At 71.7% G+C, this 21488-nt stretch carries 17 protein-coding genes; 13 read left to right on the forward strand and 4 right to left on the reverse strand.

Translation table 11 applies throughout. From position 1 onward, the window contains the following. Positions 1-181 precede the first annotated feature (181 nt). The 3 genes from cobT to H9Y04_RS07070 all read left to right on the forward strand — a co-directional run bounded on the left by cobT (position 182) and on the right by H9Y04_RS07070 (position 3881). Positions 182-1294: a nicotinate-nucleotide--dimethylbenzimidazole phosphoribosyltransferase gene (gene cobT, locus H9Y04_RS07060; protein ID WP_187812793.1), complete on the forward strand. Its 1113-nt coding sequence runs from the start codon at positions 182-184 to the stop codon at positions 1292-1294. Between the two features lie 98 nt (positions 1295-1392). Continuing rightward, positions 1393-3153 (forward strand): phosphatidylglycerol lysyltransferase domain-containing protein, encoded by a 1761-nt coding sequence (locus tag H9Y04_RS07065; protein ID WP_187812794.1) that lies wholly within the window; start codon positions 1393-1395, stop codon positions 3151-3153. Next, on the forward strand, positions 3150-3881 hold the full coding sequence (locus tag H9Y04_RS07070) for a hypothetical protein (RefSeq protein ID WP_187812795.1): 732 nt from the start codon (positions 3150-3152) through the stop codon (positions 3879-3881). The genes H9Y04_RS07065 and H9Y04_RS07070 overlap by 4 nt, the downstream gene beginning before the upstream one ends. Here the strand turns inward: H9Y04_RS07070 and H9Y04_RS07075 are convergent. After that, positions 3776-4585 (reverse strand): hypothetical protein, encoded by an 810-nt coding sequence (locus H9Y04_RS07075; protein ID WP_308800883.1) that lies wholly within the window; start codon positions 4583-4585, stop codon positions 3776-3778. The two genes, H9Y04_RS07070 and H9Y04_RS07075, sit on opposite strands and share 106 nt — an antisense overlap. Before the next feature lie 88 nt (positions 4586-4673). On the opposite strand from H9Y04_RS07075, the gene cobS reads away from it, so the two are divergent. The 6 genes from cobS (at position 4674) to aceE (ending at position 14414) form a co-directional block, all read left to right on the forward strand. Beyond that, the gene (cobS, locus tag H9Y04_RS07080; protein ID WP_187812796.1) at positions 4674-5462 is read left to right on the forward strand and encodes an adenosylcobinamide-GDP ribazoletransferase; all 789 of its coding nucleotides are present in this window, start codon (positions 4674-4676) and stop codon (positions 5460-5462) included. A gap of 91 nt (positions 5463-5553) precedes the next feature. Further along, entirely contained in the window at positions 5554-7086 is a 1533-nt protein-coding gene (locus H9Y04_RS07085) for a leucyl aminopeptidase (protein WP_187812797.1), read from the forward strand. Positions 7087-7409: 323 nt separating this feature from the next. Then, positions 7410-8798 carry a dihydrolipoyl dehydrogenase gene (lpdA, locus tag H9Y04_RS07090; RefSeq protein WP_187812798.1) on the forward strand — a complete coding sequence of 463 codons (1389 nt, stop codon included), beginning with the start codon at positions 7410-7412 and terminating at the stop codon, positions 8796-8798. A 53-nt stretch (positions 8799-8851) separates the two neighbouring features. Beyond that, the gene (gene sucB, locus H9Y04_RS07095) at positions 8852-10630 is read left to right on the forward strand and encodes a 2-oxoglutarate dehydrogenase, E2 component, dihydrolipoamide succinyltransferase (protein WP_187812799.1); all 1779 of its coding nucleotides are present in this window, start codon (positions 8852-8854) and stop codon (positions 10628-10630) included. Between the two features lie 151 nt (positions 10631-10781). Further along, positions 10782-11414, forward strand: a complete 633-nt coding sequence (locus H9Y04_RS07100) for a GntR family transcriptional regulator (protein WP_187812800.1) — start codon at positions 10782-10784, stop codon at positions 11412-11414. Positions 11415-11729: 315 nt separating this feature from the next. Beyond that, positions 11730-14414, forward strand: a complete 2685-nt coding sequence (gene aceE, locus H9Y04_RS07105) for a pyruvate dehydrogenase (acetyl-transferring), homodimeric type (protein ID WP_187812801.1) — start codon at positions 11730-11732, stop codon at positions 14412-14414. Positions 14415-14503: 89 nt separating this feature from the next. Here aceE and H9Y04_RS07110 read toward each other — a convergent pair whose 3' ends face one another. Next, a complete protein-coding gene (locus H9Y04_RS07110) occupies positions 14504-15298 on the reverse strand; it encodes a protein kinase domain-containing protein (protein ID WP_187812802.1) in 795 nt (264 codons plus the stop codon). Positions 15299-15469: 171 nt separating this feature from the next. On the opposite strand from H9Y04_RS07110, the gene H9Y04_RS07115 reads away from it, so the two are divergent. Then, positions 15470-16600, forward strand: a complete 1131-nt coding sequence (locus H9Y04_RS07115; protein WP_187812803.1) for a helix-turn-helix transcriptional regulator — start codon at positions 15470-15472, stop codon at positions 16598-16600. A gap of 28 nt (positions 16601-16628) precedes the next feature. Here H9Y04_RS07115 and H9Y04_RS07120 read toward each other — a convergent pair whose 3' ends face one another. Further along, positions 16629-17612 (reverse strand): SDR family oxidoreductase, encoded by a 984-nt coding sequence (locus H9Y04_RS07120; RefSeq protein ID WP_187812804.1) that lies wholly within the window; start codon positions 17610-17612, stop codon positions 16629-16631. 140 nt (positions 17613-17752) lie between these two features. Here H9Y04_RS07120 and H9Y04_RS07125 point away from each other — a divergent pair, with 140 nt between their 5' ends. Next, positions 17753-18274: a DUF4240 domain-containing protein gene (locus H9Y04_RS07125; protein ID WP_187813075.1), complete on the forward strand. Its 522-nt coding sequence runs from the start codon at positions 17753-17755 to the stop codon at positions 18272-18274. A 30-nt stretch (positions 18275-18304) separates the two neighbouring features. On the opposite strand, the gene H9Y04_RS07130 is transcribed toward H9Y04_RS07125, so the two are convergent. Further along, positions 18305-19315 (reverse strand): PP2C family protein-serine/threonine phosphatase, encoded by a 1011-nt coding sequence (locus H9Y04_RS07130; RefSeq protein ID WP_187813076.1) that lies wholly within the window; start codon positions 19313-19315, stop codon positions 18305-18307. Positions 19316-19693: 378 nt separating this feature from the next. Here H9Y04_RS07130 and H9Y04_RS07135 point away from each other — a divergent pair, with 378 nt between their 5' ends. Both H9Y04_RS07135 and H9Y04_RS07140 read left to right on the forward strand, forming a co-directional pair. Then, positions 19694-20185 (forward strand): GNAT family N-acetyltransferase, encoded by a 492-nt coding sequence (locus H9Y04_RS07135; protein WP_187812805.1) that lies wholly within the window; start codon positions 19694-19696, stop codon positions 20183-20185. A 285-nt stretch (positions 20186-20470) separates the two neighbouring features. Then, positions 20471-21379, forward strand: coding sequence for a TIGR01777 family oxidoreductase (locus H9Y04_RS07140; RefSeq protein ID WP_187812806.1), 909 nt, complete (start codon positions 20471-20473; stop codon positions 21377-21379). Positions 21380-21488 lie beyond the last annotated feature (109 nt).

The raw sequence follows: 21488 nt of genomic DNA on the forward strand, positions 1-21488 counted from the left end.
TAAGGGATCCCCCCTCTCTGCGCAATGACGCTCCGGAGTCAGTGCTTCACATGGCGTAACTATGCGTCCATTGGGGCTGACGAGGCGTCAGGCGGACGTGGCGGAGGTGTCGGCCCGGGCGCTCCCGCAACTCCCGGGCCACCCCTGGACCCCGCCTCGGCCCCCGGTAACGTTCAGCCTCATGAGCGCGCTGAATCTCGATGACTTCGCCGATCTGATCGAGCGCCCCGACGGGGGCGTGCGCCGGGACGCCGAAGAGCGTCGCGGCCGTCTCGCCCTGCCGCCCGGCGCGCTCGGCCGGCTCGACGAGCTCGGCGAGTGGCTCGCCGCGGCCCAGGGCTCCGTGCCGGTACGGCCCGTGCGGCAGCCGAAGGTGCTGCTGTTCGCGGGCGATCACGGCGTGGCCTCACTCGGCGTCTCCGCGCGGCCGGCCGGCAGCGCGCAGCAGCTCGTCCGCGCGGTGCTCGACGGTTCGAGCCCGGTCGCCGTGCTCGCGCGCCATGCCGAGGTGCCGGTGCGCGTGGTGGACATGGCGCTGGACTGCGACCCCGAGGAGCTGCCGGCGGAGGTCGGCGGCCACCGGGTGCGCCGCGGGTCGGGCCGTATCGACATCGAGGACGCGCTCACCGCCGAGGAGGCCGAGGTGGCCTTCCGTACCGGTATGGCGATCGCCGACGAAGAGGCCGACGCGGGTACGGATCTCGTGGTGCTCGGCGACCTCAGCGTGGGCGGCACGACCCCGGCCTCGGTCCTGGTCGCCGCCCTGTGCGGCACCGACGCCTCGGTGGTGACCGGGCGCGGCGGGCGCCCGATCGACGACCTGGCGTGGATGCGCAAGTGCGCCGCGATCCGTGACGCACTGCGCCGGGCGCGGCCCGTGCTCGGCGACCAGCTGGAGCTCCTGCGCACCGTCGGCGGCGCGGACCTCGCCGCGATCACCGGCTTCCTGCTGCAGAGCGCGGTCCGGCACACGCCCGTGATGCTCGACGGCGTGGTCTCGGCGGCCTGCGCCCTGGTCGCCCAGCGCATCGCGTTCCGCGCGCCGGACTGGTGGCTGGCCGGACAGACCAGCGGCGAGCCCGGCCAGGCCAAGGCCTTCGACCGGCTGGCCCTGGAGCCGCTGCTCGCGCACGGCGTGACGGCGGGCGAGGGCACGGGCGCGCTGCTCGCCCTGCCAATGGTCCGCGCGGCGGCGGCGCTGGCGGCGGAGCTGCCGGTGATCGACGAGAAGCCCGGCGACGACGGCCTCGAGGCGGCCGACGACGTCAACACCGATCCCGAGCCCGCCGCCTGAGGATCCGTCACCGCCACCACTACGGCACTTGCCGCACCTGAGCCGTATGGCGCTCCCTGACTCCGCATTGCCCGATTCGCCCCATAGGATCGGGTTTCATGGGAGAGGCCGGACGTGAGCAAGGAGCCGCCGCCGAACTGCGGGCGGCGGCACATCGCAGACGGGCGGCGGCCTTCGCCGTCTGGTACCTGCGGGGCATCGCGTTCCTGAACTTCCTCAGCGCCTTCTGGGTCTCGTTCGCCCAGGACCTGCGGCGGCACAACACCGCCGACTTCTTCACCCCGTATCTGCTGACCGCGGGCTTCGCCTCGGGTCTGTTCACGCTCTTCCTCGCGGTGACGATGCGGCGGCGCAAGCGCGCGGCGTGGATCCTCAACTCCGTGCTCAGCGGCTCGTTCCTGGTCCTTTTCGCCTTCGCGATGCTCTTCCCCGAGATCCGCCGCCATCCGCAGAACTGGGTCTCGCTCGGCCTGACCGCCACCTTCGTCGGCGCCCTCGTGATCGGCCGCAAGGAGTTCTACGCGAAGGGCGACCGCGCCAACCCGAAGCTCGCGGCGCTCGTCGGCGCGGGCGGGCTGCTCGTCACCTCGCTGCTCGCCGCGCTCCTGGTCACCGTCACCGACCAGGGCACCAAGGCCGGGTTCGCCGAGCGCTGGCGGTACGGCACCGTCCGCCTCGTCTCGCTCGCCGCCGATGAATCGCATCCGACGATCGCCACGCCCGGGTGGGTGGACGTCTCCATCAACGTCCTGAGCACGGGCCTGCTGCTCGCGGTCCTGTACGCCGCGTTCCGCTCGCGCCGCGCGGTGGACCCGCTGACCGAGGACGACGAGAAGCGGCTGCGCGAACTGCTCGACCGGCAGGGCGAACGCGACTCTCTCGGCTACTTCGCGCTGCGCCGCGACAAGAGCGTGGTGTGGTCCCCGAGCGGCAAGGCGGCGGTCACCTACCGCGTCGTCGGCGGGGTCTCGCTCGCCTCCGGCGATCCGCTCGGCGACCCCGAGGCCTGGCCGGGCGCGATCGAGCCGTGGCTCGCCGAGGCACGCGAACACGGCTGGGCGCCGGCCGTGATCGGGGCGAGCGAGGAGGGCGGCACGATCTATGCGCGGCACGGCCTGGACGCGCTGGAGCTGGGCGACGAGGCGCTCGTCGAAACCGACGAGTTCACGCTGGAGGGCCGCGCCATGCGGACCGTCCGCCAGGCCCACAACCGCGTCCAGCGCGCCGGCTACCGGGTCCGGATCCGGCGGCACGAGGACATTCCGGCCGAGGAGCTCACGTATCTGCTGCAACGAGCCGATGACTGGCGTGACGGCGCAACCGAGCGCGGCTTCTCGATGGCGCTCGGGCGGCTCGGTGATCCGCAGGACGGGTGGTGTGTGATGGTCGAATGCGCCGATGGCGAGGGCGAGTTGCGGGCCCTGCAGTCCTTCGTGCCCTGGGGTCCGACCGGCCTGTCCCTGGATCTGATGCGGCGTGACCGGGACGCGGACAACGGCCTGATGGAGTTCATGGTCATCGAACTGCTCAGGCGCTCGCGCGAGGTCGGCATCACGCAGGTCTCCCTGAACTTCGCGATGTTCCGCTCGGTCTTCGAGCGCGGCGCGCGGCTCGGCGCGGGGCCCGTACTGCGGCTGTGGCGTTCGCTGCTCAGCTTCTGCTCGCGCTGGTGGCAGATCGAGTCGCTCTACCGCGCGAACGCGAAGTACCGGCCGATCTGGGAGCCGCGGTTCCTGCTCTTCGAGAAGAGCGGCGACCTGCTGCGGATCGGGGTCGCGGCGGCCCGTGCGGAAGGGTTCCTCGAAGCACCCGGGCTGCCCAAGTGGGTGCACCGGCGCCACCTGGAGTCGCAGCGGTGAACCCGGTGAAGGCGGAGTGGGGTCCGCTGTACCGGGCCGTGCGCGACGGGATCGCCGAGAGGAAGTGGCGCGCGATCCCCGTGACGCTCACCGCGGTCTGCCTCACCGCGCTGATGCAGTACGTCCAGAACCAGGAGTGGGGCTACCAGTTCGTCCAGAACCTCGGCTCTGTGCGCGCCGAGGAGCCGCTGTGGCTCGCCCTGCTGCGCACTCCCCTCTCCCTATTCGTACCGGCGCTCGATCTGCCGGTCTGGGGCGCGCTCGGCCAGATCCTGCTGGTCTTCGGGATCGCCGAGATCACGCTCGGCTGGTGGCGGATGCTCGTCATCGGATACGTGGCCACGCTGGCCGGGACGCTGTACGCGCGGTTCGGGATCTGGCTCGGCGAGGACCGGCCGCTCGGGCTGCCCGCCTCGGACGCCCAGGTGGTCGACACCGGCCCCTCGGCGGCGGTGGTGGGGCTCGCTGTCTATGTGTGCTGGCGCTACCGGGCCTGGTTCACGATGGCCCTGGTGATCGGCGCGATGGTCGGCGAAACGGTGATCGACGACAACCTCGCGGGCCGTGAGCACCTCGCGGCGATCGTCGCGGTGCTGCTCCTGTGCGGCGTCTCCGCGCTGCGTCAGCGCCGCCGCTCGGGCAGGTGGTCCGGGCCGGGCGCGGGATCGGGATCGACCACCGAGCCGCGCCGCGGATCCGGGTCGAAACGGCCGCCGAGCAGCTCCTGAACCTTCCGCCGCGGCTTCGACCAGCGGCGGTCGTGGTGGTACGCACGCAGGCCGCCCTTCGAGCGGGCCCGCGGCCGGTTCTTGTAGAAGAGCTTCCACCAGGGCGAACCGGGGCGCGCGAGGCGTACACCGCCGAAGATCGCCACGAACGGCACCACGATCCCGAACAGCGCCATCCGCGGTTTTCCCTTGGCGAGTGCGATGAGGGCGAAGAAGAAGTTCGTGGCGGTGTTCATCACGACGAAGACCCGGCTGTGCCGCTCCTCGTCGGTGAGCTCGTTGACGCCGAACGGCAGGAAGCCGCCGAGCACCAGGGCCACGAGGGCCGCGGTCAGGACGACGATCTCGACGCTCTTGCGGCCCGCCTCGCTCCAGTACACGTCGTCGAGGTGCAGGATCAGCGCGAACTCGTCCAGGACCAGGCCCGCACCCAGGCCGAAGATGACGGCGGAGGCCAGTGAGCCGAAGCTGTGCCGGCCCGCCGCGACCGCGCCGAACCCACCGATGATCGTCAGGATGATGCCGGGCACGACGTGGTGGATGTGCAGATCGCCGGCCTTCACGTTCCCGAACGGGCCTTTGCCGGCCCGGATCATCCGCGTGATGATGCGCGTCACCAGGAACGACAGGACGAAGGAGAGCAGCGCGAGCAGCAGTGGCAGCTTCCCCGGTTCGAGAATGTTCCGGTACCACCAGTGACCCACGCCACGCCCTCCCTGACTGTCCCGATATGCGCCGCTTTCCAGACGTATGCGCAAATTTACGCGTACGGGCGGCGGTTAGCCTGCCGCGGTGACTCCACAGGACCCCGCCCGCTTCCCCGACGGCCTCCGCTTCGCGTTCGGCACCCTCACCGTGCTTCCCGTACGGGTCGGGCGCTGGGACCGGTCCGCCGCGCGCGCCGGAATGCTGTGCGCGCCGCTCGCGGGCCTGGTCGTCGGCCTGTGCTCGGCGGCGGCCGGCGCCCTGCTGTCCCTCCTGGGCGCGGGCCCGCTGCTCGCCGCCGTCGCGACCGCGGCCGTCCCCGCGCTGCTCACCCGGGCACTGCACCTGGACGGCCTCGCGGACACGGCGGACGGGCTCGGCAGCGGCAAGCCGGCCGACGAGGCGCTCACGATCATGAAGCGCTCGGACATCGGCCCGTTCGGCGTGGTGACGCTGCTCTTCGTCCTGCTCGCGCAGGTCGCGGTGTACTTCCAGCTGTACGAGGAGGGCGGCTGGGCCTACGGAGCGGTGGCCGCGGCCGTGGCCCATGTCGCGGGCCGCACGGCCCTGACCCTCGCCTCGCGCCCGTCCGTACCGGCGGCGCGGCCCGAGGGGCTCGGCGCGGCGGTCGCGGGGACCGTGCCGCTGCGCCCCGCGGTACCGCTGACCGCGGCCGTCATGTGCCTCGCGGGCTGGGCCGGCTACGGCACGGTCGGTGTGCTGCACGGTGTGTGCGCGGTGGCGGCCGCGCTGGTGGCGGGCGAGGTGCTGCTGCGCCGATGCGTGCGGCGGTTCGGCGGGATCACCGGGGATGTGTTCGGCGCGGTGGCCGAGACGGCCGTGACCGCGGCGCTGATCGCGTTCACGCTGGGCTGAGCGGTCCCCGTACCCGCGCGCAAGCGTAGGCTCGGCTCGGGACACACCCCAACAGACGCATATCGGAAGACGGAAGCGAGAACTCACCACAGTGACTGCTCTGACTCTCAGCACCGCCGCCGCGGCCGGCCTCAAGGCCGACGCGCTCGTCGTCGGAGTCGCCAAGGGCGACAAGGGCCCCGTCGTCGCCCCGGGCGCCGACGCCGTAGAGAAGGCCTTCGGCGGCAAGCTCGCCACCGTCCTCGAGACCCTCGGCGCCTCGGGCGGCGAGGGCGAGGTCACCAAGCTTCCCGCGCCCGACGGCGTGAAGGCCCCGCTCGTCCTGGCCGTCGGCCTCGGCGCGGTGCCGGAGAAGGACGAGTCCTTCGGCACGGAGGCGCTGCGCCGCGCGGCCGGCGCCGCCGCCCGCGCCCTGTCCGGCACGAAGAAGGCCGCGTTCGCGCTGCCCGTCGACAGCGCCGACGAGGTCCAGGCGATCGGCGAGGGCGTGCTGCTCGGCGCGTACTCCTTCGACGCGTACAAGGAGAACGGCAACGGCAAGGCCGCCAAGGCCAAGGACGCCAAGGGCCCCCTCGGCGACGCCGTGATCCTCGGCACGAAGCCGCGTGACAAGGCCGCCAAGGCCGCGATCGAGCGCGCCACCGCCGTGGCCGAGGAGCTCAACCGCGCCCGCGACCTGATCAACACCCCGCCGAACGACCTCAACCCGGAGGCCTTCGCCGCCGTCGCCCAGGCCGCGGCCAAGGAGCACGGCATCAAGGTGCAGGTGCTCGACGAGAAGGCGCTCACCAAGGGCGGCTACGGCGGCATCCTGGGCGTCGGCGCCGGTTCGCAGTCCCCGCCGCGCCTGGTGAAGCTCTCGTACTCGCACGCCAAGGCGAAGAAGCACCTGGCCTTCGTCGGCAAGGGCATCACGTACGACTCGGGCGGCATCTCCCTGAAGCCGGCCGGTCACAACGAGACGATGAAGTGCGACATGAGTGGCGCCGCCGCGGTCTTCGCCGCCGTCGTCGCCGCCGCGCGCCTGGGCCTCGAGGTAAACGTCACCGGCTGGCTGGCGCTCGCCGAGAACATGCCGTCCGGCTCGGCCACCCGCCCCGGCGACGTCCTGCGCATGTACTCGGGCAAGACCGTCGAGGTCCTGAACACCGACGCCGAGGGCCGGCTTGTCCTGGCCGACGCGATCGCCAAGGCCTCCGAGGACAAGCCCGACGCGATCGTCGACGTGGCGACGCTGACCGGCGCGATGATGGTCGCGCTCGGCTCGCGCACCTTCGGCATCATGGCCAACGACGACGCGTTCCGTACGTCCCTGTACGAGATCGCCGAGGCGTCCGGCGAGCCGGCCTGGCCGATGCCGCTGCCCGAGCACCTGGTCAAGGGCATGGACTCGTCGACCGCCGACATCGCCAACATGGGCGAGCGGATGGGCGGCGGCCTGGTGGCCGGCCTGTTCCTGCGCGAGTTCGTGGGCGAGGGCATCACCTGGGCGCACCTGGACATCGCGGGCCCGGCCTTCAACGAGGGCGCGCCGTTCGGCTACACCCCCAAGGGCGGCACGGGTACGGCGGTGCGCACCCTGGTCGCGCTGGCCGAGCGCACGGCCGCGGGCGACCTCGGCTGACGCTCCGTACGACGTGAGTGACCAACGGCCCCGGGCTCAGTGCCCGGGGCCGTTCGTATGGCCCGGGACCTCGATCCCGCGCACTCCGGGGATTTCGCCCTGGACGAAATCCGCGGCGGCATACGCTGCGGTGACCTTGCTCTGTGATCGATCAAACGTCTTGCACTGTGGCCCGACGTCCCACCGCCCGCCGACAAGTGCGAAGATGGCCTGTGGCAGGACAGGGCCCCCACCACAGGGCCGAAGGTACAAGCGGCCGAACACCAAGCCGCCGCGCGGTCAGTGAGGACCGGCGTACGGCGCACATGCATGGAGGACGTGACGTGGCGAACGACGCCAGCACCGTTTTCGACCTAGTGATCCTCGGCGGCGGTAGCGGCGGATACGCCGCGGCGCTGCGCGCCTCTCAGCTTGGTCTGGACGTCGCCCTGATCGAGAAGAACAAGCTCGGCGGCACCTGCCTGCACAACGGCTGCATCCCCACCAAGGCGCTGCTGCACGCCGGTGAGGTCGCGGACCAGACGCGCGAGAGCGCGCAGTTCGGTGTCAAGTCCACTTTCGAGGGCATCGACATCGCGGCCGTCCACAAGTACAAGGACGACGTGATCTCCGGCCTGTACAAGGGCCTGCAGGGTCTCGTCGCCTCCCGCAAGGTGACGTACATCGAGGGTGAGGGCCGCCTGTCGTCGCCCACCTCGGTGGACGTGAACGGCCAGCGCATCCAGGGCCGCCACATTCTTCTGGCGACCGGCTCCGTGCCGAAGTCGCTGCCGGGTCTGGAGATCGACGGCAACCGCATCATCTCCTCGGACCACGCGCTCGTGCTCGACCGCGTCCCGGAGTCCGCGATCATCCTGGGCGGCGGCGTCATCGGCGTCGAGTTCGCCTCGGCGTGGAAGTCCTTCGGCACCGACGTCACCGTGATCGAGGGCCTCAAGAACCTCGTCCCGGTCGAGGACGTGAACAGCTCCAAGATCCTGGAGCGCGCCTTCCGCAAGCGCGGCATCAAGTTCAACCTCGGCACCTTCTTCCAGTCGGCCGAGTACACCCAGAACGGCGTCAAGGTCACCCTCGCCGACGGCAAGACCTTCGAGGCCGAGGTCCTCCTGGTCGCCATCGGCCGCGGCCCGGTCTCGCAGGGCCTGGGGTACGAGGAGCAGGGCGTCGCGATGGACCGCGGCTACGTCCTCGTCGACGAGTACATGCAGACCAACGTGCCGACCATCTCGGCCGTCGGTGACCTCGTCCCGACCCTCCAGCTCGCGCACGTCGGCTTCGCCGAGGGCATCCTGGTGGCGGAGCGTCTTGCCGGGATGAAGGTCGTCCCGATCGACTACGACGGTGTGCCGCGCGTGACGTACTGCCACCCGGAGGTCGCTTCCGTCGGTATCACCGAGGCCAAGGCCAAGGAGATCTACGGCGCGGACAAGGTCGTCGCCCTCAAGTACAACCTGGCGGGCAACGGCAAGTCCAAGATCCTCAAGACCGCCGGTGAGATCAAGCTGGTCCAGGTCAAGGACGGTGCCGTCGTCGGTGTCCACATGGTCGGTGACCGTATGGGCGAGCAGGTCGGCGAAGCGCAGCTGATCTACAACTGGGAGGCCCTGCCGGCCGAGGTCGCGCAGCTGATCCACGCGCACCCGACGCAGAACGAGGCGCTCGGCGAGGCTCACCTGGCGCTGGCCGGCAAGCCGCTGCACTCCCACGACTAACAGCCCTCGGGGCTCCCCAAACTTCCGCAATTTCGTAAGGAGCAACAGAAACCATGGCGGTTTCCGTAACCCTTCCGGCGCTCGGCGAGAGCGTCACCGAGGGCACTGTCACCCGTTGGCTGAAGGCCGAGGGCGAGCGCGTCGAGGCCGACGAGCCGCTGCTCGAGGTGTCGACCGACAAGGTCGACACCGAGATCCCCTCGCCTGCCGCGGGCATCCTCGCGTCCATCAAGGTCGCCGAGGACGAGACGGTCGAGGTCGGCGCCGAGCTGGCCCTGATCGACGACGGCAGCGGCGCCCCCGCTGCCGCCCCCGCCCCGGCTCAGGCCGAGGCTCCCGCCGCGCCCGCCCCGGCCCAGGAGGCTCCGGCCCCGCAGGCCGAGGCCCCCGCCGCTCCGGCTCCGGCCGCTCCCGCCGCCGCGCCGGCCGGTGGCGCCACGGGCACCGACGTGACCCTGCCCGCCCTGGGCGAGTCGGTCACCGAGGGCACCGTGACCCGCTGGCTCAAGGAGGTCGGCGAGTCCGTCGAGGCCGACGAGCCACTGCTCGAGGTCTCCACGGACAAGGTCGACACCGAGATCCCGTCGCCGGTCGCCGGTGTGCTGCTCGAGATCACGGTCGGTGAGGACGAGACCGCCGAGGTCGGCGCCAAGCTCGCCGTCATCGGTGCACCGGGTGCCGCTCCGGCTGCCCCGGCCGCCCCCGCCGCCCCGGCTCCGGCGCCCGCCGCCCCGGCTCCGGCGCCCGCCGCTCCGGCTCCGGCTCCGGCTGCCGCCCCGGCTCCCGCTGCCCCGGCCCCGCAGGCCGCCGCCCCGGCTCCGGCCGCTCCGGCGCCCGCGCCCGTGGCTCCGGCCGCTCCGGCTCCGGCCGCGCCCGCCGCCGTCCAGCCCGCCGACGACGGTGCGTACGTCACCCCGCTGGTGCGCAAGCTCGCCTCCGAGAACGGTGTGGACCTCTCCTCGGTCAAGGGCACCGGCGTCGGCGGCCGTATCCGCAAGCAGGACGTCATCGCCGCCGCGGAGGCCGCGAAGGCCGCCGCTCCGGCCGCTGCCGCTCCCGCCGCCGCTGCTCCGGCCGCCGCGAAGGCTCCGGCCATCCAGGCCTCCGAGCTGCGTGGTCAGACCGTCAAGATGACCCGCATGCGCAAGGTCATCGGCGACAACATGATGAAGGCGCTGCACGGCCAGGCCCAGCTGTCCTCCGTGATCGAGGTGGATGTCACCAAGATCATGAAGCTGCGCGCCGCGGCCAAGGACTCCTTCGCCGCCCGTGAGGGCGTCAAGCTGTCCCCGATGCCGTTCTTCGTCAAGGCCGCTGCCCAGGCGCTGAAGGCCCACGCGGTCGTCAACGCCCGGATCAACGAGGACGAGGGCACCATCACCTACTTCGACACCGAGAACATCGGTATCGCGGTGGACTCCGAGAAGGGTCTGATGACTCCGGTCATCAAGGGTGCGGGCGACCTCAACCTGGCCGGTATCTCCAAGGCCACGGCCGACCTCGCCGGCAAGGTCCGCGCGTCGAAGATCACCCCGGACGAGCTGTCCGGTGCGACCTTCACCATCTCCAACACCGGTTCGCGCGGCGCCCTGTTCGACACGATCATCGTGCCCCCGAACCAGGTCGGCATCCTCGGCATCGGCGCCACCGTCAAGCGTCCCGTGGTCATCAACCACCCGGACCTCGGCGAGACGATCGCCATCCGCGACATGGTCTTCCTGACCCTGTCGTACGACCACCGTCTGGTGGACGGCGCGGACGCCGCCCGCTACCTGACCACGGTCAAGCAGATCCTCGAGGCCGGCGAGTTCGAGGTCGAGCTCGGCCTGTGATCGGCTCATTTCGGGTGACCGCCGTGTAAGGCTCGTCACTCAGTGCCATCTGTGCCCCCGTCCGGAGGTTTCCGGGCGGGGGCGCAGCCGTATTGTTTGGGAGTCGAGCCCGCGCACGCAGGGTTCGCGCCCTCGCAGAAGGAGCCACCGCATGACCGCGCCTGTCGTCCAATCGCTGCGCGAGCAGATCCGCGAGCACATCGTGGAAGGCATCGTGAGCGGTCGCTGGCAGCCCGGCGAGCGGATCGTGGAGCGCCGCATCGCCGTCGAGCTGGAGGTCAGCCAGACGCCCGTACGCGAGGCGCTGCGCGAGCTGGAGTCCCTGCGCCTGATCGAGTCGGCGCCCAACAAGGGTGTCCGCGTGCGGAATCTCTCAGCCGCCGATCTGGAGGAGTCCTACCCCGTACGCGCGGGTCTGGAGCAGATCGCCGCGGAGCTCGCGGCCGAGAAGCTGGCGGCGGACTGCTCGGCCCTGGAGCCTCATGTGGCCGCCCTGTACGTGGCCGACCGCGAGGCGGACGGGACGGGGCAGGTGCGGCACACCGTGGCCTTCCACCGGGAGATGGTGCGGGCCGCCGGGAACTCGGTGCTGCTGCACACCTGGGAGGGCCTCGGGATCGAGGTCTTCACAGCCCTGTCGATCCGGTGGCTCGGGACCGTGCAGCAGTCGTACGCGGAGGAGCACCAGGCGCTCGTCGAGGCGTTCAAGAACCGGGACCCGGACATCGGGGTGCTGGTCAAGCAGCACGTCCTGGGATGCGCTCCGGCGCCTGCCACCGAGTGAGCCGCCGCGCACGAGATACGACCTGACCTGCTCAACTGCGCCTGAGCGCCCCCAAAGTAGCGCCCCGGATGTCCCATATGCCCGGCACGGCGTGCCCGTCAAGCTGACACCCCGTGCCGACTTCTCGTTATCGAGAAGTTTTTGCCTTCAACGCTTTGATCGATCATCGATCAGGCGCTTACTCTCGACGGCGGACTGCACACAGTCCTCGCCCTGTCCTGCCAGTCAGGGCCCATCAACACCCCGTCTCTCCTGACGCGCGGCCGACCACCGGCCGCGCGGACAGGAGGAGATCCTGTCCGGAAGGCGGCGAACATGACCGACCCCGTAGGCAAGCTCCCGAGCCAGCTCGACCAGCTGCCGGACCGCGACCCCGAGGAGACCGCCGAGTGGGCGGCTTCCCTGGACGCGGTGAGCGAGCACGCCGGTGCGCACCGCGCCGAGTACCTGATGCGCCGCACCCTCCAGCACGCCGAGGAGGCGGGCCTCGCCCTCCCCCGTCTGCTGGAGACGGATTACGTCAACACCATCCCCACCTCCGCCGAGCCCTCTGTGGACGGCGACGAGGAGATGGAGCGCAGGATCACCGCGTGGAACCGCTGGAACGCGGCCGCGATGGTGACCCGGGGCAGCAAGTACGGCGTCGGCGGCCACATCGCGACCTTCGCGTCCGCGGCCTGGCTGTACGAGACCGGCTTCAACCACTTCTTCCGGGGCAAGGAGCAGGACGGCTCCGGCGACCAGATCTACGTCCAGGGTCACGCGTCGCCCGGCATCTACGCCCGCGCGTTCCTCGACGGCCGGCTCGACGAGTCGCATCTCGACCACTTCCGCCAGGAGGCCGGCGGCAAGGGCCTCCCGTCGTACCCGCACCCGCGCCGTCTGCCGTGGCTGTGGGAGTTCCCGACGGTCTCCATGGGTCTCGGCCCGCTCTCCGCGATCTACCAGGCGCGCTTCAACCGCTACCTGACCAACCGCGGCATCAAGGACGTCTCGCAGTCGCACGTGTGGGCGTTCCTCGGTGACGGCGAGATGGACGAGCCCGAGTCGACCGCGGCACTCGCACTCGCGAGCCGCGAGGGTCTGGACAACCTGACCTTCGTCATCAACTGCAACCTGCAGCGCCTCGACGGCCCGGTGCGCGCCAACTTCAAGATCGTGCAGGAGCTGGAGGCCCAGTTCCGCGGCGCCGGCTGGAACGTCGTGAAGTCCCTGTGGGGCAACGCCTGGGACGAGCTCTTCCAGCTCGACACCACGGGCGCCCTGGTCCGGCGCATCCGCGAGGTGCCGGACGCCCAGGTGCAGACGTACCAGACCCGTGACGCCGCGTACATCCGCGAGGACTTCTTCGGCAAGGACCCGGCGCTCGTCGAGATGGCGAAGCTGCTCTCCGACGACAAGATCCTCGAGTGCTTCCACCTCTCGCGTGGCGGCCACGAGCCGCGCAAGGTCTACGCCGCGTACAAGGCCGCGCTCGCCCACAAGGGCGCGCCGACCGTGATCCTGGCGCAGACCGTCAAGGGCTTCACCCTCGGTGAGGGCTTCGCGTCGAAGAACGCGAACCACCAGATGAAGAAGCTCACGAACGACGAGTTCAAGAACATGCGTGACCTTCTCGAACTGCCCATCAGCGACAGCCAGTTCGCCGACGGCCAGGTGCCCTACGGCCACCCGGGCGCCGACTCCCCCGAGGTCCGCTACCTGCACGAGCGCCGCGCCGCGCTCGGCGGTCCGGCCCCGACCCGTCGTATGCACGCCGTCGGTGCGCTGCCCGCCCAGTCCGAGAAGGCCTTCACGTCCTTCGACAAGGGCTCCGGCTCGCAGTCGGTGGCCACGACCATGGCGTTCGTGCGCCTGGTCAAGGACCTGATGCGGGACAAGGAGACCGGCAAGCGCTGGGTGCCGATCGTCCCGGACGAGGCCCGTACCTTCGGTATGGAGTCGCTCTTCCCGTCGCTCGGCATCTACTCGCCCAAGGGCCAGACGTACGAGCCGGTCGACCGCGACCAGCTGATGTACTACCGCGAGGCCAAGGACGGCCAGATCCTCAACGAGGGGATCACCGAGGCCGGTTCGATGGCCGACTTCATCGCCGCGTCCACCGCGTACTCCACGCACGGCGAGACGATGATCCCGTTCTACATCTTCTACTCGATGTTCGGCTGGCAGCGCACGGCCGACCAGATGTGGCAGCTCGCCGACCAGCTCGGCAAGGGCTTCCTCATCGGTGCCACCGCCGGTCGTACGACCCTGACCGGTGAGGGCCTGCAGCACGCCGACGGCCACTCGCCGATGATCGCGGCCACCAACCCGGCGGCGCTCACCTACGATCCGGCGTTCGCGTACGAGGTCTCGGCGATCGTCAAGGACGGTCTGAAGAGGATGTACGGGGAGAACCCCGAGGACGTCTTCTACTACCTGACCGTCTACAACGAGCCGATGCCGCAGCCCGCGAAGCCCTCGGGCGTCGACGAGGGCATCGTGCGCGGCCTGTACCGCTTCAACACCGCCGAGTCGGCCGGTGTGAACGTCCCCGCGAACGCGCCCGGCATCCAGCTGCTCGGCGCCGGTACGGCCATCCACTGGACCCTCAAGGCCCAGAAGATGCTCGCCGAGGAGTGGGGCGTGGCCGCGGACGTCTGGTCGGCCACCTCGTGGACCGAGCTGCGCCGTGACGCCCTGGAGGCGGACGCCGCCATCCTGCGCGGCGAGGAGCGCACCCCGTACCTGCGCAAGGCGCTCGACGGCATCAGCACCCCGGTGCTCGCGGTCAGCGACTACATGCGCCAAGTCCCGGACCAGATCGCGCAGTGGGTCGAGCAGGACTACACCTCGCTCGGCGCCGACGGCTTCGGCCTCTCGGACACGCGTGACGCGGCCCGTCGCCACTTCGGCATCGACGCCGAGTCCATCGTGGTCGCCGCCCTGGCCCAGCTCGCCCGCCGCGGCGAGGTGCCGGCCTCCGCGGTCAAGGAAGCGCGGGAGCGTTACGGGCTCTGAGCCCGCTGACCGACGGCCTCTGAGCCCGCTCGACGCCCGACGGCGGCCCGCATCCCTCCCTGGAGAGGGGTGCGGGCCGCCGCCTTTGGTCACGACTGCTGCTGTACGGCGGCGCCGTCCCTCGCCGGGGTGCCGCCGCCTCCCATGGTGAGCAGCGTCAGCATGGTGTGGATATCGGCGAGTTGAGCCGCCGTGCGGGCAGCACGGGGATCGCCCGGCGTACGGAGCACCGCACCGAGCTGGTCACGCAGCCGGCTCAGCTGGTGCCGTATCTCCTTGCGGCGCAGGTCGAGTTCGGCCAGTTCCTGGCGGGACTCCTCGTACTCCTCGTCGGCCCGCGCGTTCGCCTCGGCCGCCGGCTGCGGCCGGTGGGCCGGCTCCCGCGCCATCAGGGCGGTGACGGAGGCGTCCGGACCCTCGGCGACGTGCGGCGCCGACTGCCGTACGGGTACGAGAGGTTCGTGCAGTTGCGCGTGGCCGATCGAGGCCGCGTTGGTGCCCGTGAAGGGCGGACGTCCGGCGAGCAGGAAGTGCAGGACGCAGCCCAGCGCGTACAGGTCGGCGCAGTGATCGACCGGCCGGCCGCCGCGGATCTGCTCCGGCGCCATGTACCCGTACATCCCGAATCCGCCGCCGGATCCCGTCAGGCCGCCCATCCGCAGCGTGTCCCCGACGAACTTCGCGCGCGAGCTCCGCGACCGCGCGCACTCACGGCGAAAGCGCACGGCCGTCTCGCGCTCGTCCATCCCGGGCACTTCGGTGACGAGTTCGACGGCCACGGGGCGCTGCATGTGCTCGTCGACGGCCTCCCGGACCGAGCCCATCCCGCCCTTGCCGATCCGCCGTGCCAGCCGGAACCTGCCGCCGAGTAACGCTCCCCGCATGAGCACCCTCCCCGGACGCATCCGCCACTTCCCCCAGTATGGGCCGCACTCGCCGAGCATCGCCGAACTCGCGTGCACCCAAGGCCAGTTGAAGCAGCACTGTTGCACAGGACGACCGCACCGGACGGCCGCTGCACCGCCGCGGGCCGTCCGCATGGCACCCTGAGCCCCATGCGCGCCGCCCGCCTGATCAAGATGGTCCTCCTGCTCCAGTCCCGCCCGTCCATGACCGCCGCCGAACTCGCGCGCGAGCTGGAGGTGTCCGAGCGGACGGTGACCCGGGACGCGCAGGCGCTTGCCGAGGCCGGGATCCCCGTGTACTCGGACCGGGGGCGGCTCGGCGGGTACCGGCTGATCGGCGGGTACCGGACGCGGCTGACCGGGCTGGCACGCAGCGAGGCGGAGGCGTTGTTCCTGTCCGGGGTGCCGGGCGCGCTGCGCGAGATGGGCCTGGAGGACACCGCATCGGCCGCCCGGCTCAAGGTGTCGGCGGCGCTGCTCCCCTCGCTGCGGGACGCCTCGCAGAACGCCGCACAGCGCTTCCATCTCGACGCCCCCGGCTGGTACCACGAGCCGCAGACGCCCGAGCTGCTCCCCGCGATCGCCGAGGCCGTCTGGGACGACCGGCCGCTCAGGGCCCGCTACGGGCGCCAGGACGCCGAGGTGGAACGGGAGTTGGAGCCGTACGGCCTCGTCCTGAAGGCCGGTGTCTGGTACCTGTGCGCGCGGGTGCCGGAGGCGGGATACCGGGTGTACCGGATCGAGCGCTTCACCCATGTGTCCGTCGCCGACGAGCACTTCGAGCGGGACGAGAGGTTCGATCTGCCCGCGTTCTGGGAGGAGCGCGCGGCGGAGTTCGCGCGCTCGATCCTGCGGGCCGAGGTGCGGCTGCGGCTCTCCGAGCAGGGTGTACGGCGGCTTCCGCACGTGACCGACAAGCAGGCGGCGGCCGAGGCGCTGGCGACCGCCGGTGAGCCCGATGGGACAGGGTGGGTGACGGTGACGCTGGCCGTCGAGTCGCCCGATGTCGCGTACACCCAACTCGTCGTGCTTGGACCGGAGGTGGAGGTCCTGGCGCCGAGCGGGCTGCGGGAGCGGTTCGTGGCGGGGGCGCGGGAGATGCTGCGGCTGTACGAGGGGGACGGTGCCGTGGCCGCGGGAGGCGAAAGCGTGCGTGACGAGGACGGTGCCGTGGCCGCGGAGGGCGAAGGCGTGCGTGAGGGAGACGGTGCCGTGGCCGTGGCCGCGGAAGGCGAACGCATGCGTGAGGAAGACGGCCGGAGCGGGCCGTCCTCCTCGTAGCGCCGCATGCACGGCCCGGGACCGGCCGTCAGCGGTAGTCCGCGCTCTGCGGCTCCTCCCCCGCCTTCTGCGCCGCGTAGAACGCCCAGAAGTCGGGACGGCTGCCGTCCACGTCGGTCACCCCGTACGTGCGGGCCAGCTGCCCGCTGGACAGGGACTGCGTGGTCCAGCGCGCGCGGTCCGGGTCGGCCGCAAGGGCCGCGATGCCACGCGCCACGTACACGGGCGTCTCGGACAGATCCCAGTGCTCCTGGTGCTCGATGCCCTCGCGCCAGGTCTCCTCGGTGAGCCCGAACGCGTCGAGCATCTCCTCGGAGCGGATGAACCCGGGCGTGACCACCACCGCGCTGCAGCCCGCGTCCCTGAGCTCCTCGCCCAGGAGGTAGGCCATGCGGATCGGCGCGTTCTTGGCGAGGTCGTAGTAGAGATTGCGCGCGGGCATGATCTCCCGGTTCGCCTCGGCCGTGCCGTCGGTGAGCTCCACGACCAGGCCGCCGGGGTTCCGTACGAGGAGCGGCAGCGCGATGTTGCTCGTGATGAGGTGCGTGCGAACGCCGAGGTCCAGCATGCGCAGGCCGCGCTCCAGGTCGACGTCCCACATCTTCGTGTCGAAGTCGAGCAGGTAGTTGCCGCCCCAGACGTCGTTGACCAGGATGTCGAGCCGCCCCTGCTCGCGGTCGATCCGCTCGGCCAGGGCCCGCACCTGGTCGGGGTCGAGGTGGTCGGTGGGCACGGCGATCCCCTTGCCGCCCGCCTCCGTGACCAGATCCGCGGTCTCCTCGATGGTCTCGCCGGAGCGGCCCACCTCGCTGACGCTGGTACGGGTCGTGCGTCCCGTGACGTAGACGGTGGCGCCGGCGCGCCCGAGTTCGACGGCGATGGTGCGGCCCGCGCCGCGGGTCGCGCCCGCCACGAGTGCGATCTTTCCGGCCAGGTCCTGCTGTGTCTGCGAGGGCGAGGTCTCCAAAGGCGAGGTCTGCGAGAGCGAGGTCTGCGAAGGCGTTGTCTGCATACGTGGAGCGTGACAGCCAAACCGGACACCTTCTGTCCGGCTTTCCACGGCACTTTGCCCGGTTTCCCGAACCGTTCACGGATAACAAGACCGGCACTCCGCGTGCGTCCCCACGCGGCAGGGCCGATGCTTGACCCGTGATGGACGAGACGGAGTTCTGGGAGCTGATCGACACCACCCGCGAGGCCGCCGAGGGCGACCCCGAGGACCACGCAGAGCTGCTCGTGGAGCGGCTCCTTCAGCTCGACCCGGAGTCCGTGCTCGACTTCGCCCGCCATTTCGAGGCGCGCTACAACCGCGCGTACCGCTGGGACCTGTGGGGCGCGGCGAGCGTGCTGCTCGACGGGGCCAGCGACGACGCCTTCGACTACTTCCGGTGCTGGCTGATCGGCCAGGGGCGCGAGGTCTTCGAGGGGGCGCTGCACGATCCCGACTCGCTCGCCGAGCTGCTCGACGAGTTCGACGACGAGATCGACGGGGACGGCGAGGAGCTGGGGTACGCGGCCGACGAGGCGTACGAGCAGCTGACCGGGGTGGTCGCACCGGACCTCGGCATCCCGGCGGCGCCCGCCGAGCCGGAGGGTACGCCGATCGACTTCGAGGACGACGCGGCGCTCGCGCGGTACTTTCCGCGGCTGTGGGAACGGTTCGCGGAGGAGTGAGCCGAGAGGTCGTACGCCCTGCCCCGCGCGTCACCTGACCCGGGACAGGAGCAGCATCGCCACGTCGTCCCTGATCTCGGGTGCGAACCCGGAGACGTCGCGCCAGACCGCTTCCACCAGTGCCTCGGGTCCGGCCGCGGTGATCCCCGGCAGCCGTTCCGCCAGCGGATAGCACTCCCCCGTCGCGTCCCGCGCCTCGGTCACCCCGTCCGTGTGGACGAGAAGCCGGTCCCCGGGCAGCAGGGTCAGGCTCAGCACCGGCGGCGGCGCGTACGCCGCCAGGTCGAGGCCGAGCGGCGCCCCCGGCACCACGGGGAGCTCGCCCACCGTGCCGCCCCGCAGCAGCAGCGGAGCGGGATGGCCGCACGACAGGACCCGTACGGAAGAGCCCTCCGGCGGGAACTCCAGAAGCATCGCGGTGGCGAACAGCTCCCCGTGCTCCACGCCCTCGGAGTCCACCACGAGCCGCCGGTCGAGACGCTCGGCGACGCCCTGCAGGCCCGGCTCGTCGAGCACCGCCTCGCGGAACGCCCCGAGCAGCGCCACCACCGTGCCCACCGCCGCGAGCCCGTGCCCCTGCACATCGGCCACCAACGCCCGTACGCCGTGCGGACCTTGCCGTACGTCGTACAGATCGCCGCCGAGCAGCGCGCCCCGCTGCGCCGCACGGTAGAGCGCCGCACACCGCACGGCACCCACCTGGGGCGGCAGTGGCGGCAGCACCGCGAGCTGCGCGGCCTCGGCCACCGTGCGCACCGTCACGAGCTGGGCGTCGCGCCGGCTGCGCACCCAGGCGATGACCACGCTGAGCAGGGCGACGAAGGTGACGGTGAGGGCGTCCCCGTTGCCGGGGTGCTCCCAGCGCAGGCCCGGCAGCGTGAGCAGCACCACGACGAGGACGCCGAAGAGCATGGTCGCTGCGGGGCCGTAGGCGAGAGCGGCGAGCGGTGGGGTGGCGGCGAGCAGGAAGCCCAGCTCGAAGTTGGCCGGGGTGAGCTCCTGCAGGACGACGAGGGCGGCGATCAGGACCAGGGGCAGCATGCGCAGCCAGCGCGCGGGCTTCGGACGCGCCCCGTCGAGACCGAGGGTCCCGTCCAGGTCCTCCGGCGGCGGGAGCAGCAGATCGGCGAGCCTGCGCCGGCCCGAGCCCGATGGGGTCCCGGAGTCGGTGTCGGCTGCGCGGCGGGTCACACTTCACCCTCACCCGCGCGGCCGTCCCCCGCACCCCGGACCCCTGCCGTACGGCCGGAGGCCGGTCGTGCACCGCGCCCTTGCCGTACGACCGGAAGCCGGTCATGCACGCGACCCCTGCCGTACAGCCGGAAGCCGGTCGTGCACCGCGCCCTTGCCGTACGACCGGAAGCCGGCCGTACACGGGACCCCTGCCGTACGGCCGGAAGCCGGTCGTACAGTGGGCCGATGTCCTCGCCCCTCATACGCTCCGCCCGCCGTGCCGACGAGTCCGCACTCGCCCGTATCGACCACGACACCTGGTCGCCGCTGCACGCGGTGCAGCCGAGGCCGCAGCCGGACGACCCGTTCTTCGACGCGCGCCACGAGCCGGACCAGTACCTGGTGGCGGAAGTGGATGGCGAGGTGGCCGGATACGTCCGGGTGGTGCCGCCCACGCCGCTGCCCGCGAACCTCCATGTGCGCCAGATCCAGGGCATCGCGGTGGCCGACCGTGCGCGCGGCAAGGGCGTGGCCAGGGCCCTCATCCGGTCCGCGTGTGCCTGGGCGGCCGAGCGGGGCGCACGGCGGATCACCCTGCGGGTGCTCGGGCACAACGCCCCGGCCCGGCGCCTGTACGAGTCGGAGGGCTTCCGGGTCGAGGGGGTACTGCCCGGGGAGTTCCTGCTCGACGGGGAGTACGTGGACGATGTGCTGATGGGGCGGGTTCTGGTCGACTGAGGGCAGGGCCCGTACGGGCGCGCGAGGTGTGGCCTGAGCCGTGTCCCGAGCGCGCGAGGTGTGGCCTGAGCCGTGTCCCGAGCGCGCGAGGTGTGGCCTGGGCCGTGTCCCGGACGCGCAGGGCATGGTCTGGCGAGCGGCCGGAGTGGGTGGCCAAGGGTGGCCCCGGGCGCGGCCGGAGTAGTGACCCAGGGTCGCCCGGACGAGCGGCCCGAGCGAGTGGCCCAGAGGCGCCCGGGCGCGCAGGGCGTGGCCTGAGCGGCGTGCAGTGGGCAGGATGGGCCCATGACCCAGCCGTCGCAGCTCCGCATCGCCGTGGCCGGCGCCTCCGGCCTGATCGGCACGGCCCTGACCCGTTCCCTCCAGGCCGACGGCCATGAGGTGGTACGTCTGGTCCGCAGACCGCCCCGTACCGCGGACGAGGCCGAATGGGACCCCAAGCGCCAGTACGTGCACGCGGCGGGCCTGGCCGGCTGCGACGCCGTGGTGAACCTGGCGGCGGCGGGCGTCGGCGACCGGCGCTGGACCGCCGCGTACAAGAAGGAGCTGCGCGACAGCCGCGTCCTCGGCACCGCCGCGCTCGCCGAGGCGATCGCCACGCTCGACGTACCGCCGCGGGTCTTCGTGAACGGCAGCGCCATCGGCTATTACGGCGATACGGGCGACCGCGCCGTCGACGAGAACGCGCCCGCGGGTGAGGGTTTCCTGCCGTCCATGTGCGTGGAGTGGGAGGCGGCCGCGGGCCCTGCCGTGGAGGCCGGGATCCGTACGGTCTTCGCGCGCAGCGGCCTGGTCGTGGCGCGCAAGGGCGGGGCGTGGGGGCGGATGTTCCCGCTGTTCAAGGCCGGGCTCGGCGGACGTCTGGGCGACGGCCGGCAGTACTGGAGCTTCATCGCGCTGCACGACGAGGTGGCCGCGCTGCGCCATCTGATCGACACGGCGGAGCTGTCGGGCCCGGTGAACCTGACGGCCCCGGAGCCGGCCACGAACCGCGAGGTCACCGCGGCGATGGGCCGCGCGCTGCACCGCCCGACCCTGTTCACGGCGCCCGCACCGGCGCTGCGGGTGGTCCTCGGCGAGATGGCCGGGGACGTGCTGTGCAGCACGCGCGCCCTTCCTGCCCGTCTCCTCGACTCGGGCTTCAAGTTCGCGTTCCCGACGATCGACGAGGCGGTGGGGGCGGCGTTGCGTTAGTCGGGGATGGCGGGGTGGCGCTCCGTTGGCGGGCGGTGGGGCGGCATCGGTGGCGTGGCGGCAGTCGGTTGTGGGGCGACAGCCGACGGTGGGCGGCATCGGTGGTGTG

The sequence above is a fragment of the Streptomyces polyasparticus genome (assembly GCF_014493765.1).
Lineage (GTDB): Bacteria > Actinomycetota > Actinomycetes > Streptomycetales > Streptomycetaceae > Streptomyces > Streptomyces polyasparticus.

What these genes read in the sequence shown, in the direction of transcription:
- H9Y04_RS07125 (WP_187813075.1), top strand. Translation starts at nt 17,753, where the DNA reads ATGGACGAGACGGAGTTCTGGGAGCTGATCGACACCACCCGCGAGGCC.
- H9Y04_RS07140 (WP_187812806.1), top strand. Translation starts at nt 20,471, where the DNA reads ATGACCCAGCCGTCGCAGCTCCGCATCGCCGTGGCCGGCGCCTCCGGC.
- H9Y04_RS07135 (WP_187812805.1), top strand. Translation starts at nt 19,694, where the DNA reads ATGTCCTCGCCCCTCATACGCTCCGCCCGCCGTGCCGACGAGTCCGCA.
- H9Y04_RS07130 (WP_187813076.1), bottom strand. Translation starts at nt 19,315, where the DNA reads ATGCTGCCCCTGGTCCTGATCGCCGCCCTCGTCGTCCTGCAGGAGCTC.
- H9Y04_RS07100 (WP_187812800.1), top strand. Translation starts at nt 10,782, where the DNA reads ATGACCGCGCCTGTCGTCCAATCGCTGCGCGAGCAGATCCGCGAGCAC.
- aceE (WP_187812801.1), top strand. Translation starts at nt 11,730, where the DNA reads ATGACCGACCCCGTAGGCAAGCTCCCGAGCCAGCTCGACCAGCTGCCG.
- sucB (WP_187812799.1), top strand. Translation starts at nt 8,852, where the DNA reads ATGGCGGTTTCCGTAACCCTTCCGGCGCTCGGCGAGAGCGTCACCGAG.
- H9Y04_RS07110 (WP_187812802.1), bottom strand. Translation starts at nt 15,298, where the DNA reads ATGCGGGGAGCGTTACTCGGCGGCAGGTTCCGGCTGGCACGGCGGATC.
- cobT (WP_187812793.1), top strand. Translation starts at nt 182, where the DNA reads ATGAGCGCGCTGAATCTCGATGACTTCGCCGATCTGATCGAGCGCCCC.
- H9Y04_RS07115 (WP_187812803.1), top strand. Translation starts at nt 15,470, where the DNA reads ATGCGCGCCGCCCGCCTGATCAAGATGGTCCTCCTGCTCCAGTCCCGC.
- H9Y04_RS07065 (WP_187812794.1), top strand. Translation starts at nt 1,393, where the DNA reads ATGGGAGAGGCCGGACGTGAGCAAGGAGCCGCCGCCGAACTGCGGGCG.
- H9Y04_RS07120 (WP_187812804.1), bottom strand. Translation starts at nt 17,612, where the DNA reads ATGCAGACAACGCCTTCGCAGACCTCGCTCTCGCAGACCTCGCCTTTG.